Here is a 15,567-nt window from a genome sequence, read left to right as displayed (position 1 = left end):
ATCCTCGCCCCAGCGTGTGTCCCGGACCCCATGCGGTGCTGGCTGTGGTCAGGACGCGCGAGCGGAGATCCAGTCGGTGACGATCGTGTCCAGCACGGTGAGCGGCACCGAACCGTGGCTCAGCACGACCTCGTGGAACTCGCGGATGTCGAACCGCTCCCCGAGCGCCCGTTCGGCTTCGGCGCGGAGACGCTGGATTTCCAGGCGCCCCACCATGTAGCCCAGCGCCTGCCCCGGGATCGAGGCGTACCGGTCGATCTCGGACTCGATCTCCAGCGATGCCATCGGCGTGTTCTCCCGCAGGTAGTCCACCGCCCGCTGCCTGCTCCAGCCGAGCGCGTGCAGTCCGGTGTCGACCACCAGCCGCGCGGCCCGCAGGGAGTCCTGGATGAGCATCCCGAACCGGGCCAGGTCGTCGGAGTACAGCCCCATTTCGTCGGCCAGCCGTTCGGCGTAGAGACCCCAGCCCTCGGCGTAGGCGTTGAAGTCGCAGACGCGGCGCAGCAGCGGCAAATCGGTGAGGCCCTGCGCGAAGCTCAGCTGGAAGTGGTGACCGGGAACGGCCTCGTGGAAGGCGATCGCCTCGCTCGTGCACCGGGGCCTGCTGCTCGCCTCGTGGATGTTGGCGTAGTAGGTGCCCGGCCGGGAACCGTCCAAAGAGGCCTCGAGGTAGTACGCGATGGTCCCGCTCGTCGCCTCCGCCTCGGGCACCGCCGCCACCGCGCACCGGTTCGACGGGACCGTGGAGAACCATTGCGGCGCAACGGCTTCCGCGCGGGTGATGGCCGCACGGGCGGCGTCGAGCAGCTCCTCGCCGTCCCGCCAGCGCAGCTGGGGATCGGTGCGCAGCCGCTCGAAGATCTCCGCGAGATCGTTGGTGCCGAACACGCGCGAGCCCACCTCGCGGTACTCGTCGGCGAGCTTCGCGATCACCTCCAGGCCGGTGTCGTGCAGTTCCCGGGCCGTCCGCGAGGTGGTGGTCTCCGCCCGGATCATGCCCGCGTACTTCTCCTGCCCGCCGGGCAGGTGCCCGAGGCCCGGCTCGCTTTCGGGCCTGGCGCGCGGGGTGACCTCGTCCACGAGGAAGGCGCGGTACCGCTCGTAGGCCGGCCGGACGACCTCGGCGAGCAGCCGGTCCCGCTCGGCCTCGAAGCCTTCGACGGTGACGCCCGGCGTGACGCGCAGCGGGTCGTTCTCCGGGGCGCCGAGATAGCGGTCGACGTAGCCGACGCCGATCCGCACCAGGAAGTCCGCCGGGGCGAACCCCTCTTCCAGCGCGGCGCGCTGCCGCACGATCAGCGCGTCGAGATAGGTGCCGAACGCGCCGAGCCGCGCGAGGTAGCCACGGGCCTTCGCCTCGTCGTCCAGCACGGTGTTGGGCAGCTGGAGCAGTACCGAGAGCGCGGGTGCGCTGAGCCCGTCGCTGACGGAGAACTCGAACAGCCGGGAATCGTGGGAATCCACGACATTGCGTGCCCGGGAGATCACGACGTCGCGCGTGATCGCCTCTTCTTCGGTGAGCGAGCCGCGGTCGAGTGCCTCGGCCCGGACCGCGATGCCGAGACAGGCCGCGCGGTGCCGCGCCGCGGCCTCCGCGCCCGGGTCGGCGAGCCGGTCGTGCTCGCCCGGCAGCCCGAGCACCGACGGCCACAGCGGCTCGTGCCGGAACAGCTCGGCGGTGAGTTCCTCGGCGAGCCCGTTGGCGGTGTCGCCGTGCCCGGCGACCCACTCGGCCACCACACCGTCCAGCACCGACAGCGGCAGCGCGCCACCGGAGAGCACGACGTCGTGGAAGGCGCGGACGTCGAACCGCGACCCGAGCCGGCGCTCCGCCTCGGCGCGGATCCGCTGGATCTCCAGCCGCCCCACCATGTACGACAGCGCCTGGCCCGGGTAGGCGATGTACCGGTCGATCTCCGACTCGATCTCGACCTGTGCCATCGGCGTGTGCTCGACGAGGTAGTCCACCGCCTGCTGCCTGCTCCAGCCGAGCGCGTGCAGCCCGGTGTCGACCACCAGCCGCCCGGCGCGCATCGACTCCACGGTCAGCAGGCCGAGCAGCGCGACGTCGTCGGAGTAGAGCCCCATCTCCTCGGCGAGCCGCTCGGTGTAGAGGCCCCAGCCCTCGATGTAGGCGTTGAAGTCGCCGATGCGGCGCAGCAGCGGCAGGTCGGTGAGGTTCTGCGCGAGGCTCAGCTGGAAGTGGTGACCGGGGATGGCCTCGTGGAACGCGGTCGCCTCGGACGCCTGGCGGAACCGGTCGGTCGCCTTGTGCGTGTTGGCGAAGTACGTGCCCGGCCGTGAGCCGTCGGCGGCGGGCTGCATGTAGTACGCGGGCGGTGCCCCGGGCGCCACCTCCTCCGGGATCGGCTCGACGACCCACGGCTGCTCGGGGATCGTGCCGAACCACTTCGGCGCCTCCGCCTCGGCGCGGGAGATGGCGTCACGGGCGCTCTGCAGCAGTTCCTCCGCGCTCGACCAGCGCAGCGACGGGTCGGTGCGCAGCTTGGCGAAGATCTCCGGCAGCTCGCGGGTGCCGAAGACCCGCTCCCCCAGCGTCCGGTACTCCTCGGCCTGCGCGGCGATCAGCGCCAGGCCCGTCTCGTGCAGCTCGCGCGGGCCGCGGTCGGTGGTGGTGTGCTTGCGCGCGACGCGGGCGTAGATCTGCTCGCCGTCGGGCAGCCAGCACACGCCGGGCTTGTCGTCGGGCCTGCCGTGCGGGGCGATCTCGGTGGCGAGCACCTCGCGGTACTCGGCGAACGCGGGCCGCACGACCGTACGCAGCAGTTCTTCGCGGCGGGCCGCGAAGAACTCGTCGGGGGCGGGCTGGCGCAGCAGCGGATCCGCCTGGGGATCGGCGAGATAGCGGTCCAGGTGCGCGACGGCGGCCTCCACCAGCCGCGCCACCGGGACCCGCCCGGCGGCGATGCCGTCACGGTGGCGTTGTGCCGCCTGCCGGAGGTACTCCGGGACGGCGGCGAGCCTGCCCAGGTGTGCCTCGGCCGCGGCGCCCGCGGTGACCGACACCATCGGCAGCGCGGTGAGCAGGCCCGACGCCGGGGCGATGAACAGGTCGCTCACGGTGAACTCGGCGGTGTGGCTGTCGATCAGGTCGATCCGGCCCCGCGCGGAGCTGATCAGCACGTCCCGGGTGACCCGGTCGGTGGCGCTCAGTTCCGCGTCTTCGAGTGCCTGCGCCCGCTCGACGAACTCGGCGAGCTTCGCCCGGTGGGCCTGCTCGGCCGCCTCGCCGAGATCACCGAGGCCCGCCGCGTCCGACCGCAGGCCCAGCAGGGCGGGCGTCAGCGGATCGACGGTGAACAGTTCCTCGACGAACTCGTCGGCGAGGTCGGCGACTGCGGTCATACGGGGACCCCCAGGGGTGTGTGGACGATGTGTCTCCGACCCTAACCGCAACCCCGGCACCACCGCCGCTGTCCGGCACGAACGGGCCGTTCGTGCCGGACCCGCCGGGAGCGGGCGGCCTTGGGCGCGTCCGCCGGGGCGAGGCGGTAGCGTTCCGGGAGTGGCCGTGACAGATCCCGTCGATACCCGCTTGCTCGCCGCACTGGCCGACCTGGGCAAGGCGGCCGTGCACGAGCTCGCGGCGAAGGTCGGCATGGATCCGCGCGAGGTCGCCTATCGGCTGGTCGCGTTGTCCGGCAGCGGACTGCCCCTGCTGGTGGGGGTGGAGAGTGACCCGCAGGGGCTGCGCGCCGCCATCGCGGGCGCCCCGCCGTCGTGGGCGAACCGGCAGGGGCAGCCCCCGTCCGGCCAGCCCCTGCCCGCGCAGCCACCGTCCGCCCAGCCGCCGGCCGCGCAGCCGCCCGTGCCGCCTCGGCCGCCGCAGGGCCCACCGCCGCAAGGTCCGCCCCCGCAGGGCCCGCCGCATCCGGTACAGGGCGTACCCTCGGGCGCCTACACCGTCCAAGGGGTTCCGTCGGGCGCCTACACCGTGCAGGGCGCGCCGTCCGGTCCGTACGCGGTCCAGGGCACGCCGTCGGGCGCGTACGCGGTGCAGGGGACGCCCTCGGGCCGCTACCCCGGACCGCCGCCCGCGGCCCCGCCTCGTCCGCCCATGCCGCCGCAGCAGCAGTTCGCGCCCGGCCCCCCACCCGCCGCGGTCGACCCGGCGTTCAGTACCTGGGGCCTGCCGCAGACCTCGTCGTGGGCACGGGGTGACGAACCCGCCCCCGCCGCGCGGCAGGCGGCCGGGAAGCAGGGCAGGACCGGGGACGTGCTGGAGACCCAGGGGCTGGAGGGCGAGCAGCTCGCGGTGCAGCTGCTGGAGGTTCAGGATCCGGCGGACTATCTCTTCGGCGCCGCGGGTTACCGGCTCGAAGAGGGGGAACGCTCGGTCGTCGTGCACACCGAGATCACCAACCGCGGGAACATCCCGTTCGTCTCGCTGCCGGACAACTACCTCGAACTGCTCGCCGCGGACGGCACCGCGATCGGCAAGGCGCCGGTGTCGCTGACCTCGCGGCCGCCGCACAAGATCGGCGTGCGCCCCGGCGAGACCCTGGGCGGGCACACGGTCTACGTGCTGCCGGACGCGACGCGAGTGGTGTCGGTGCGGTGGAGCCCCCGGCCGGAGCCGGACGAACGCAGCCTCACCTGGTCCATCGACGACTGAGGTCGGCCCATCCGTGCCGTGAAGGACTCCTTACCGGCGCTGAGTGCTGGCAAGGAGTCCTTCACAGCGTCTCGCCCCTGGGACCGGGCCGGGGAGAGCGTCTTGGCGTCGTGTGGCGGTGTTCTGTCGGGCCCCGCTCGTACTGTGTTCGGCAAGGGGGCCTTGGGGTGTCCTGAATCTTCCGTTCATTCCTTCGGCGGTCCGTGAATGCCACATTGAGGGACTCAGAGTCCCTCAATGTGGCATTCACGGACCTTGTACGCGGCGGCCGTCCGCACCTCACGCGCTCCGCGGCGAACGCCGAGCCGGACCACACGGACTTCGGTCAGTGCGACAGAAGACAGAAGACAGAAGTCAGTTCTCGTCGCGGAGAATCTTCAGCGCGCTCGCGAGGTCGTCCGGGTACTCGGCCTCGAACTCGACCCAGCGGCCGTCCGAAGGGTGTGCGAAGGCGAGTGTCCTGGCGTGCAGCCACTGCCGCGAGAGTCCCAGCTTCCGCGCCAGCACCGGGTCCGCACCATAGGTCAGGTCGCCGGCACACGGGTGCCGCAGCGCGGAGAAGTGCACGCGGATCTGGTGCGTCCGCCCGGTCTCCAGCTTGATCTGGGCGAACGACGCCGCCCGGAAAGCCTCGGTGACCTCGTAGTGCGTGACACTGGGACGACCGCCCGCGACGACGGCGAACTTGTAGTCGTGCCGGGGATGCCGGTCGATCGGGGCGTCGATGGTGCCACGGGTGGGATCCGGGTGGCCCTGCACGACCGCGTGATAACCCTTGTCGACGGTCCGTTCCTTGAACGCGCGCTTCAGCACGGTGTAGGCGTGCTCGCTCTTGGCCACCACCATCACGCCGCTGGTGCCCGCGTCGAGGCGGTGCACGACGCCCTGGCGTTCGGCGGCCCCCGACGTCGAGATCCGCAGCCCGGCGGCGGCCAGTCCGCCGACCACGGTCGGGCCGGTCCAGCCCGGGCTGGGGTGCACGGCGACGCCGACCGGTTTCGCGATGACGACGATGTCCTCGTCGTCGTGCAGGATGCGCATGCCCTCGACGGGTTCGGCGACGACCTCGACCGGCCGGTCCGGTTCGGGCAGCGTCACCTCCAGCAGGCCCCCGGCCGCGAGGCGGTCCGACTTGCCCGCGGGGCGCCCGTCGAGCAGGACGTCCCCCGACTCGGCCAGCTCCGCGATGACCGTGCGGGACAGTCCGAGCAGCTTCGCCAGCCCGGCGTCGACCCGCATGCCGTCGAGCCCGTCCGGAACGGGCAGCATCCGCGCGCTCACGCCTTGTCCTCGGAGGTCCCGGCTGCCTCGGACGTCCCGACCGTCTCGGCCTTTTCGTCCTTCTTACCGCGCGTCGAGGTCCCGTCGTAGTCCTTGCCGAGCAGCGACAGCAGCACGATCAGCACCCCGCCGACGCAGATCGCGGAGTCGGCGATGTTGAAGATCGCCCAGCCCTGTCCGTTCGGGGCGAAGGCGGAGATGAAGTCGACGACGTGGCCCTGCAGCGGGCCGGGCGCGCGGAAGATCCGGTCGGTCAGGTTGCCCAGCGCCCCGGAGAGCACCAGGCCGAGCCCGATCGCCCAGCCCACCGAGCGCAGCCGCCGGGAAAGCCACACGATCGCGACGACGACCGCGGCCGCGACCAGCGCGAGCACCCAGGTCATGCCGGTGGCCATGGAGAACGCCGCGCCGGGGTTGCGCACCAGCTGCAGGTAGACGAGCCCGCCGAGGATCCGGACCGGCTCCTTGCCCTCCAGGTTCGCCGCGGCGAGGTTCTTGGTAATCAGGTCGACCGCCCAGATCACCACCGCGACGGCGAACACGATGCCGACGGTGCGCCTCGGCAGCGCCTTCGACGGCTCGGGAGCCGCGGACTCGCTGGTCGCGGCCGGGTCCGGCGTGTCGTCGGCGGCCGGGGTGGTGCCTTGCTCGGGCGGGGAGGGCTCGGTGCTCACCGGTCCATTGTCCACGTCACGCGTTCAGGCCGTGTCAGCGGCGGTCCCCGGGTCCGGCCCGGCCGGTGCGACGAGCGCCGCGAACGCCCCGGCCAGCAACGCCACGGCCGAGACCAGGACCCCGGGCAAACCCGGCAGGAACACCACCGCGACCAGCACGAACACCGCCGTCACCACCAGCACGAGCGCGCTGCGCTCGAACCAGGCGAGCAGGACGAGAGCGAGCGTGGTGATCATCGGGCCCCGCACGTCGGCGTCCAGCCGGAACTGCAGGAACCCGAGGAGATCGAGCAGCGGCACGGCCACGAGCGCGCCCAGTACGAGGAGCACGAACCGGCCGGTGCGCGGCGGGGTGCCCGCCCGCCGCGCCAGGACGAAGTACCAGGCCGCGACGCCGAGCACGGCCACGGCCAGCACCCACAGCCAGCCGTAGCCGACACTCGACGTGACGTGCGGCGAGACCTCCAGCGCGGTCACGAGCTCCCTGGACATCTGGACGCCCTGCAGGTTCGTGAACCCGCTGACAGCGCTTGAAGACACGCGGGACGGCCAGAGCAGCTCGACCGCGACGAGGACCAGCTGCGCGAAACCCAGCAGCGCCAAGGGAAACCAGTATCGTCGCCGTGTTCCGCCCACCGCGCCACGATAGCGAAATCAGGCAGGGAAATCAGGCGCAGAACGGGGGCAGTGCGCGCGGATCGCCGACCGGGGCCCAGCGGCCGTCCTGCTTCGTGTACTCCCACCGGGCGCCACGGGCGACGATCTGCCGCAGCGCGAGCACGAGCCGGTCGACGTGTTCGGTGGTGCTGCCGAGCCCGAGGCTGACCCGCACCGCCTGCCGGCCCGCTCCCCCGGCGACGCCGATGAGCCGCTTCGTCGCCACGTGCGCGCAGAAGGCGCCGTCGCGCACGCCGATGCCGTACTCGGCCGACAGCACCGCCGCCAGCCAGCCGGGTTCGAACCCGTCGACCACGAAGCTGACCGTGCCGACGCGGTCCACCGGCGCGTCGAACAGCCGCAGCTCGGCGCAGCCCGGAATCGCGGCGAGACCCTTGCGCAGCCGGGAAAGCAGGATCTCCTCGTGCGCGCCGACCGCGTCCCAGTGGGCGGCGAGCTGCTCGCACGCCACGCCCAGCGCGTACACGCCGACGGTGTTGGGCGAACCGGCCTCGTGCCGTTCCGGCCCGTCGTTCCAGACGACGGCGAGTTCGTCGGCCTCGCCCGTGACGAGCTTGGTCGCGCCCCCGCCGGCGAGGTACGGCTGCGCGGCGCGCAGCCAGTCCGCGCGGCCGATCAGCGCGCCGGCGCCGAACGGGGCGTACAGCTTGTGGCCGGACAGCGCGACGTAGTCGACGTCCAGCTCCCGCAGGGAAATCCGGCGGTGCGGGGCGAGTTGCGCGGCGTCGAGCGCGATCCGGGCGCCGTGCCGGCGGGCCACCGCGGCGATCTCCGCCACCGGCAACAGCTCACCGGTCACATTGGACGCTCCGGTGACGACCACCAGACGCGGTCCCTGCGGGCACTCCGCGAGCGCTTCGTCCACAGCGGACACCGCGGCGAGCCGGGTACGCGGGGCGGGGATCCGCCGGACGTTCGGGCCACGCCACGGCAGTAGCGCGGCGTGGTGCTCGGTGTCGAACACGACCACCGAGGTGTGCCGGGGCAGGCTGCGGGCGAGCAGGTTGAAGGAATCGGTGGTGTTGCGGGTGAACACCACGGTGTCGGTGGCGCGCGCGTCGACGAACCGGCGCAGGATGTCGCGCGTGCGCTCGTAAAGCCGCGTCGAGACCTGCGAAGCGAATCCGGCGCCGCGGTGCACGCTCGCGTACCAGGGCAGGAACTCGTCCACCGCGCGGCGCACGGCGTCCAGACAGGGCGCGCTCGCGGCGTGGTCGAGGTTCGCGTAGCCGATCTCGCCACCGGTGACGAGCGGAACGCTCAGCCCGGCACCGGCGACCGCCGGAATTCCTTGCGGCGCAACGGTAACCGGGGTTTCGGTGGTGTTCTGGTGATTGACGGCGAGTGTCATCGGGTGCCTCCTCGGCGGTCCGGGGGACCCCCGGCGAGGGGCCCGCGCTTGCCCGCCGCACCTCGCGACAGGCCCGGTCCTCACCCGGGGCACCCCACCGCGGTTGGAGGGTTGCCGGCCAGCAAGCCGGGGCTTAGCGCTGGCACTCATGACCTGACGACGAAGATAGCCGACATCCCGGGCGCCGAGCCAGCCCCGTCCGGGTGACTGAGACAGCCGTCACTCTCGCAGGTCGCCGTGACGTGCTTCACACGGAAAGGGTGACAGGAGGTTGTCGCGAACGGCTGCGAAAGTCGGCGACATGACGATCATCGATCAGGACTGCCTCGCCGAAACCTTGGCGTTCAACGAGAAATTCGCCGCCACCGCCGCGAGCCGCCCGGCACGCGGGCGGACGCCGGACGCGGCCAAGCTGGCGCGCCTGCGCCGCAACCGGCTCGGCGGTGACACGCCGCCGGTCCGGCTGCCACAGGGAGAAGACCGTGTCGTCGACGGCGTGCGGGTGCGGGTCTTCGTGCCGGATCACGCCGACGGCGTCTACCTGCACCTCCACGGCGGCGGCTGGGCGTTCGGCTCCGCGGACGGGCAGGACGAACGGCTCTGGGGGCTCGCCGTGCGGGCGCGGCTGGCCGTGGTGAGCGTGGACTACCGCCTCGCCCCGGAACACCCGTTCCCCGCCGGACCGGACGACTGCGAAGCGGCCGCCCGCTGGCTGGTGCGGCACGCCGCCGCGGAGTTCGGGACCGAACGACTGCTGATCGGCGGCGAGTCGGCCGGGGCGCATCTCAGTGTCCTGACGCTGCTGCGGCTGCGGGACCGGCACGGCGTCACCGGCGCGTTCCGGTCGGCTCACCTGCTTTTCGGCGCGTACGACCTGTCGATGACGCCGAGCCAGCGGAGGTTCGGCTCGCGGCCGCTGCTGAGCAACACCGACTCCCTTCGCGGCGGCTACGAGCTGTGCACGCCGGGGCTGACCGAAGAACAGCGCCGCGACCCGGAGATCTCTCCGCTGTTCGCGGACCTGACCGGGCTGCCGCCCGCCCGGATCGCCGTCGGTACCGAGGATCCGCTGCTGGACGACTCGCTGTTCCTGGCCGCGCGCTGGCAGGCCGCGGGCGCGCCCGTTCGGCTCGACGTCGTCGCGGGCGCGATGCACGGCTTCACGCTGTTCCCGCTGACCGTCACCGAGCGGGAACTGAAGCGGGCACAGGACTTCCTGGCCACCGCGGGCCGGTAGCGTCGGCGCCATGAACCGGACCGCCCGGCTGTACGCGCTGGTGGAGGAGTTGCGCGCGGCGGCGCCGCGGCCACTGACGGTCGCGGCGCTCGCCACGCGGTTCGAGGTCAGCGCCCGCACGGTGCAACGCGATCTCCAGACCCTGATGGCGGCCGACGTCCCGGTGCGCGCGGTCCCCGGGCGCGGGGGTGGCTGGGCGATCGACCCGGAGACGACGCTGCCCCCGATCCACCTCACCGCGGGCGAGGCCTCGGCGCTGACCGCGGTGCTCGCCGCGGCGGGCGCCACCACCCCGTACGCCGGCGCGGCCCGGACGGCGGCGCAGAAGATCGCCGCCGCGATGACCGGCCCCGCCTCGGCCGCGGCCCGCGACCTCGCCGCCCGCGTCCTCGCCCTGCCCGCGCCCGGCGACCGGGCGGTCCGCGACGCGGTGGAACGGGCCGTCACCGGGCACGGCGTGCTCCGGCTGTCCTACACGGACGCGTCCGGGCGCGAGAGCGTCCGCGTCGTGGAACCGGCCGGGCTCCTCACCGCCCGCGGGCAGTGGTACCTCGTCGCCTGGTGCCGCGAACGCCGCGCGGGCCGGGGTTTCCGGCTGGACCGGATCGTGGCGGCGGCGCCGACCGGGGAACGCGCGCGGCCCCACGACCTGGCCGAGCTCCTGCGCGGCTCGGCAGGCGCCGGGGCCGTGCCACCCGCCGCGCTCGCGCCGCTGCGCTAGTGCCCGGACTCGCCCTTCCAGCGGGCGAGCCGCCCGGCGCGGTCGACCGCGCGCAACCGGCGTTCGGTGGCGGCGCGGGCCCGCTCGGTGGTGACCACCAGCAACTGGTCGTGTTCCTGGAGCCGGCTGGTCTTCTGCGGGGTGAACCCGGCGCCGTCGCGCACCACGAGGCTCACCGTCGCGTCGACCGGCAGCCGCAGCTCCGACAGGTACACGCCGTGCAGCCGTGATCCGGCCTGGATGCGGACCTGCAACAGCTCGGCACCCAGCTCGTCGAGCGGCGCGGAGTCGACCTCGATCTCCTTCGGTTCGGTGCCCCTGGTCAGCCCCAGCACCCGAGCGAGCGGGCTCAACGTCGCGCCCTGTAACAGGGTCAGCACGATGACCAGCACGAACACCGCGTCCACCAGCCGTTGCGCGCCCGGCACGCCCTGGGACAGCGGGATCATCGCGAGCACGATCGGTACCGCGCCGCGCAGTCCTGCCCAGGACAGGAACACCTGTTCCCGCCAGGGCACGCGGAACGGGAGCATCGAAAGCAGCACCGAGAGGGGACGCGCGAGCAGCAGGACGACCGCGCCCGCGACCAGGCCCGGCACCAGCGTCTCCAGCAGCCTGCTCGGCGAGGCGAACAGGCCGAGCAGCACGAACAGCCCGATCTGGGCGAGCCAGCCGAGTCCTTCGGCGAACGAGAGCGTGTCGGAACGGTGCGGCAGCCGGGAATTGCCCAGCACCAGCCCGGCGACGTAGGTCGCGAGCAGGCCGGAGGCGTGCGCGAGCTGACCGCTGGAGAAGGCCAGGACACACACCGACACCGTGGCGAGCGGATACAGACCGGTGGCGGGCAGCGCGGCTCTTCGCAGCGCGAGCGCCCCGAGCCAGCCGAGCAGCAGGCCGATCACCAGCCCGGCGGCCAGTTCGTAGACCACCAGCAGCGGCAGCGTCCAGTCCACTGTGGACCCGGCGGCGAGCACGACGACGGCGATGTAGGCGGGCGCGTCGTTGAGGCCGGACTCCAGCTCCAGCATGCCGACCAGCCGTTTGCCGACCCCGGCCGTGCGCAGCACGGAAAACACCGCGGCCGCGTCGGTCGAGGCGAGCACCGCGCCCCACAGCAGCGCGAGCTGCCAGTCGAGGCCGAGCAGCCAGTGCAGCGCCGAACCGGTGACCGCCACGCTCACCACCACGGCCACAGTGGACAGTGCGAGTCCGGGCCCCAGCGCGGGTTTCACCGCCTGCCACCGCGTGGTGAGCCCGCCCTCGGTGAGGATCAGGACCAGCGCGGCGATGCCGAGCGACTGCGTCAGCTCGGGGTTCTCGAAGCGGATGCCGAAGCCGGCTTCGCCCAGCAGGACACCGATTCCCAGGTACAGCAGCAACGAGGGCAGCCCGAGCCGGACCGACACGCGCACCGCCACCACCGAGGCGAGCAGCACGATCCCGCCGACGCCGAGCAGCACGGGAAGCTGATCCATGTCGCCTCCCTTCCCGGCCGCCGTGGGCTCTCAGGATAAAGAGGCGGGGTGGTTACCCGATCGTGTACCGATGCCGAGCGACGCCCACCGGGTGTGTTAAAGAAATATCAAAATGCCGGTTCTTCCAGCGTGTCGAGGTCGACACCGAGCGCGCCGAACGGTTCGGCCGCGGCGGGCAGCACCCGGATCGCGCGCGGCTGGTGACCCCGCTCGACCCAGCCCGCGGCCAGCGCCCGCGCCAGCAGCGCCGCGGGTGCCCCGCCGCCGAGGTGCTCGCGCCGCTCCGTCCAATCCAGACAGTCGCGCAGCAGCGGCCGCCGCTCCCGGACACCGAGCTCGACGCCGAGCCCGGTCAGCACCTCGCGACCGCGGCCGGTGAGGGTGAGCCCGGCCCCGGTGTCGACCAGTCCGCGCGCGACCATCCCCGTACGCAGCGCGACACCGAGGCGCCCGGCCAGATGGTCGTAACAGGTGCGGGCGAACTCCAGCTTGCGGACGCGCACCGAGGAACGCAGCCCGGTGGGCGCGCGGCGGTCGGCGTGCTGCGCGAGGTGCTCGATCAGCTCCGCCACCCGGGGGTCGGCGATCCGGACGTAGGCGTGCCGCCCCTGTTTCAGCCGCTCCACGAACCCGGCGTCCACCAGCCGGGTGACGTGCTCGCTCGCCGTCGACACCGCGATCCGCGCGGTCGCGGCCAGCTCGCCGATGGTCCACGCCCGGCCGTCGAGCAACGCCAGGCACATCGCCGCCCGGCTCGGGTCGGCGAGCACCGCGGCCACCTCGGCCAGCGCGATGGTCTCCATGCCCCTCACCGTAGAAGGCGGATCGTTCGGCCGCCGCCGAAACGTGCGCCGCCACCGAGGGACGTCCACGTCACACGCCAGCGAATAAGGGTTGCCTAACTCCGGGCGGCTCGTTACCGTTCAAGTCCTCAGATGACATGAGGAGTTGACATGACAGACCTGACACTCGTGGAGCAGGCCGCGGCGGTGCGGGCACGCGAGGTGTCCCCGGTGGAGCTGACCGAGGAGTACCTGCGCCGGATCGACCGCGACAACGACAAGGTGGGCGCCTACCTCACCGTGGACCACGAGGGCGCGCTGGCCGCTGCCCGCGAGGCGGAAGCGCTGGTGCGGTCCGGTACGGGAGAACCGCCGGTGCTGTGCGGCGTGCCGATCTCGGTGAAGGACACCTGGCCGGTCGCGGGCCTGCGGTACACCTCGGGCTCGCAGGTCTTCGCCGACCGGGTCGCCGAGGTGGACGCGGCGGTCGTGGAACAGCTGCGGCGGGCGGGCATGGTGGTGCTGGGCAAGACCAACGCGCCCGAGTTCGGGCTCTCCTCCTACACCGAGACGGTGTTCGGCCCGGCCCGCAATCCGCACGACCTCACCCGCACCGCCGGTGGGTCCAGCGGCGGGGCCGCCGCCTCGGTGGCGGCCGGGCTGGCCCCGGCGGCGCAGGGCAGCGACGGTGGCGGTTCGATCCGCATCCCGGCCGCGTGTTGCGGACTGGTGGGGATCAAGCCGAGCAGGGGACGGGTGAGCCCGACCCCCGGGGCGGACCCGGCGGGCCTGGTGACCGCCGGACCGCTCGCGCGCACCGTCGCGGACGCCGCGCTGCTGCTGGACGTCATGAGCACCGGACGGCCCGGCGACGCCCACCGGTTGCCACCGGCTCCGGCGGGGCACTTCCTGAACAGCGCCATGAGCACGCCGGACCCGCTGCGGATCGGCGTGATCCGGGGCCCGGCGACCGACGACCCGTGGTGCCGTCAGGCCTGTGACGACACCGCCGAACTGCTCGCCGAACTGGGCCATCACGTCGAGGACGCCCCCTCGGCAGGCCCCGACGACTACCGCGCGGAGTTCACGATCGTGTGGTCGCTGCTCGCCGGGGCGGCGCCGGTCCCCGCCGAGCGGGAGCGGGAACTGCTCCCGCTGACCCGGTGGCTGCGCGAGAAGGCCCGTGGCTACGACGCGGTGACCTTCCTGTCCACGCTGATGTCGATGCAGGCCACCGCGCGCCGGATCGCCGGCCGCTACGACCGGTTCGACGTGGTCGTCAGCTCCACCCTGGCCAAGCTCCCGCCGCTGGTGGGCGCCCTCGCCGACGTCGATCCCTCGCGGACCTTCGAGAACATGCTGGAGTTCCACCCGCTCACACCGCTGGCGAACATCACCGGCCAGCCGTCGATGTCGGTTCCCGCGCGGCGGACTCCCGGCGGCCTGCCGACCGGTGTGCAGCTCACCGGGCGCCACGGCGCCGAGACGACCCTCGTTTCCGTCGCGGCACAGCTGGAGCGGGCCCAGTCATGAGAAAGGTCCAACTGGGTTTCCTGACCGGTACCCATGTCGTCAACGACCTGTACCAGGGTTCGGTGCCGGCGTTGCTGCCGTTCATGATGAGCGAACGACACTACAGTTACGCGGCCGTGTCCGGGATCGCACTGGCCGCGACGGGTTTGTCCAGTGTGGTGCAGCCGGTGTTCGGCATGATCGTGGACCGGGCCCACCGCGGCTGGCTGGCGCCCGTGGGCTTTCTCGTGGCCGCCGCCGGGATCGCCGGCGCCGGTTTCGCGGACGGCTACCTGCTCACCTGGATCTGCGTCGCCGTGGCGGGAATCGGGGTGGCCGCCTACCACCCGCCCGCCACGAACCAGGCTCGCGCGGCGGGCGGCAGGTCCCAGAAGGCGATGAGCCTGTTCTCGGTGGGCGGCACACTGGGCAGCTCGCTCGCCCCCGCACTGGTCACCGCGGTCGTCGGATCGCTCGGCCTGTCGGGAAGTTACCTGCTGGCCGTCCCCGCGGTGGTGATGGCGGTGCTGTGGCTGCTCAATCACCGCAACGCCCGCGCGCTGGTCCGCGACGGGAACACGGCCACCGAGTCCACTGTGGACGTCCAGGACGACTGGCGGGCCTTCGGCAGGCTGGTGGCCGCCACCGTCGGCTGGTCGATCCCTTATGTGACAGTCAGTTCGCTGCTGTCGTTGTACGTGGTCGGCGAACTGCACGCCTCCACCGCGTCCGCGGCGGTCACGCTGACCTCGTTCACGCTCGCCGGCGCCGCAGGCACCGTGCTGGGTGGCTGGCTGGGTGACCGGCACGGCCGCATGGTGCCGATCCGGACCGGCTATCTGCTGGGCGTTCCGGCACTGGCGGGGATCGTGTTCGCGCCCAGCTACCCCGCGCTCGAGCTGAGCGCGGTGCTGTTCGGGCTGGCCATGTTCCTGCCGTTCGCCAACCAGGTGACGCTCGCCCAGGACTACCTGCCCAGCCGTCCCGGTACCGCCAGCGGGCTGACACTCGGCCTCGCGATGTCGGTCGGCGGGCTGAGCTCGCCGTTGTTCGGCTGGCTGGCCGACGACCAGGGCCTGCGGTTCACGCTCGGGGTCGTGCTCGCGGTGTTCGCCGTCGCCGTGGTGTTCGGCGTGCGGCTGCGCGACCGCGTCCCGGCGCCGGAGAAGCCATCTGAGGAGCTGGTGACCTGATAGTTTGCCCGGGCGGCCCTCGCGCGA

At 72.7% G+C, this 15,567-nt stretch carries 12 protein-coding genes and 1 riboswitch; of the genes, 5 read left to right on the top strand and 7 right to left on the bottom strand.

The genetic code is table 11. The annotated features are described in order from the left end of the window. Positions 1-48 precede the first annotated feature (48 nt). Complete coding sequence (locus ABD987_RS31085) at positions 49-3,366, bottom strand: DUF885 domain-containing protein (protein ID WP_345402009.1); 3,318 nt, start codon at positions 3,364-3,366, stop codon at positions 49-51. A 160-nt stretch (positions 3,367-3,526) separates the two neighbouring features. Here ABD987_RS31085 and ABD987_RS31080 point away from each other — a divergent pair, with 160 nt between their 5' ends. Next, a complete protein-coding gene (locus ABD987_RS31080; RefSeq protein WP_345402006.1) occupies positions 3,527-4,636 on the top strand; it encodes an AsnC family protein in 1,110 nt (369 codons plus the stop codon). A 354-nt stretch (positions 4,637-4,990) separates the two neighbouring features. On the opposite strand, the gene ABD987_RS31075 is transcribed toward ABD987_RS31080, so the two are convergent. The 4 genes from ABD987_RS31075 to ABD987_RS31060 all read right to left on the bottom strand — a co-directional run bounded on the left by ABD987_RS31075 (position 4,991) and on the right by ABD987_RS31060 (position 8,620). Then, on the bottom strand, positions 4,991-5,917 hold the full coding sequence (locus ABD987_RS31075; protein ID WP_345402003.1) for an RluA family pseudouridine synthase: 927 nt from the start codon (positions 5,915-5,917) through the stop codon (positions 4,991-4,993). Continuing rightward, on the bottom strand, positions 5,914-6,483 hold the full coding sequence (lspA, locus tag ABD987_RS31070; protein ID WP_378214129.1) for a signal peptidase II: 570 nt from the start codon (positions 6,481-6,483) through the stop codon (positions 5,914-5,916). The genes ABD987_RS31075 and lspA overlap by 4 nt, the downstream gene beginning before the upstream one ends. 132 nt (positions 6,484-6,615) lie before the next feature. Next, complete coding sequence (locus ABD987_RS31065; protein WP_345401997.1) at positions 6,616-7,227, bottom strand: hypothetical protein; 612 nt, start codon at positions 7,225-7,227, stop codon at positions 6,616-6,618. 31 nt (positions 7,228-7,258) lie between these two features. Then, positions 7,259-8,620: an aminotransferase class V-fold PLP-dependent enzyme gene (locus ABD987_RS31060; protein ID WP_345401994.1), complete on the bottom strand. Its 1,362-nt coding sequence runs from the start codon at positions 8,618-8,620 to the stop codon at positions 7,259-7,261. Positions 8,621-8,659: 39 nt separating this feature from the next. Beyond that, a riboswitch (SAM riboswitch) is annotated at positions 8,660-8,774 on the bottom strand. 147 nt (positions 8,775-8,921) lie between these two features. On the opposite strand from ABD987_RS31060, the gene ABD987_RS31055 reads away from it, so the two are divergent. Continuing rightward, a complete protein-coding gene (locus tag ABD987_RS31055; protein ID WP_345401991.1) occupies positions 8,922-9,857 on the top strand; it encodes an alpha/beta hydrolase in 936 nt (311 codons plus the stop codon). 10 nt (positions 9,858-9,867) lie between these two features. Next, a complete protein-coding gene (locus tag ABD987_RS31050) occupies positions 9,868-10,578 on the top strand; it encodes a helix-turn-helix transcriptional regulator (RefSeq protein WP_345401988.1) in 711 nt (236 codons plus the stop codon). Here ABD987_RS31050 and ABD987_RS31045 read toward each other — a convergent pair. Together ABD987_RS31045 and ABD987_RS31040 are read right to left on the bottom strand one after the other, a co-directional pair. Beyond that, a complete protein-coding gene (locus ABD987_RS31045) occupies positions 10,575-12,053 on the bottom strand; it encodes a potassium/proton antiporter (protein WP_345401985.1) in 1,479 nt (492 codons plus the stop codon). The two genes, ABD987_RS31050 and ABD987_RS31045, sit on opposite strands and share 4 nt — an antisense overlap. A 107-nt stretch (positions 12,054-12,160) precedes the next feature. Next, positions 12,161-12,856 carry an ArsR/SmtB family transcription factor gene (locus ABD987_RS31040; protein ID WP_345401982.1) on the bottom strand — a complete coding sequence of 232 codons (696 nt, stop codon included), beginning with the start codon at positions 12,854-12,856 and terminating at the stop codon, positions 12,161-12,163. Positions 12,857-13,006: 150 nt separating this feature from the next. Here ABD987_RS31040 and ABD987_RS31035 point away from each other — a divergent pair, with 150 nt between their 5' ends. Both ABD987_RS31035 and ABD987_RS31030 read left to right on the top strand, forming a co-directional pair. Further along, the gene (locus ABD987_RS31035) at positions 13,007-14,368 is read left to right on the top strand and encodes an amidase (RefSeq protein ID WP_345401979.1); all 1,362 of its coding nucleotides are present in this window, start codon (positions 13,007-13,009) and stop codon (positions 14,366-14,368) included. After that, complete coding sequence (locus ABD987_RS31030; RefSeq protein WP_345401976.1) at positions 14,365-15,540, top strand: MFS transporter; 1,176 nt, start codon at positions 14,365-14,367, stop codon at positions 15,538-15,540. Before ABD987_RS31035 ends, ABD987_RS31030 begins: the two co-directional genes overlap by 4 nt. The last annotated feature ends 27 nt before the right edge of the window (positions 15,541-15,567 follow it).

The organism is Amycolatopsis samaneae (assembly GCF_039541975.1).
GTDB classification, from domain to species: domain Bacteria; phylum Actinomycetota; class Actinomycetes; order Mycobacteriales; family Pseudonocardiaceae; genus Amycolatopsis; species Amycolatopsis samaneae.
Note: the sequence above shows the minus strand (reverse complement) of the source record. Positions and strands in the feature narration are given on the sequence as shown.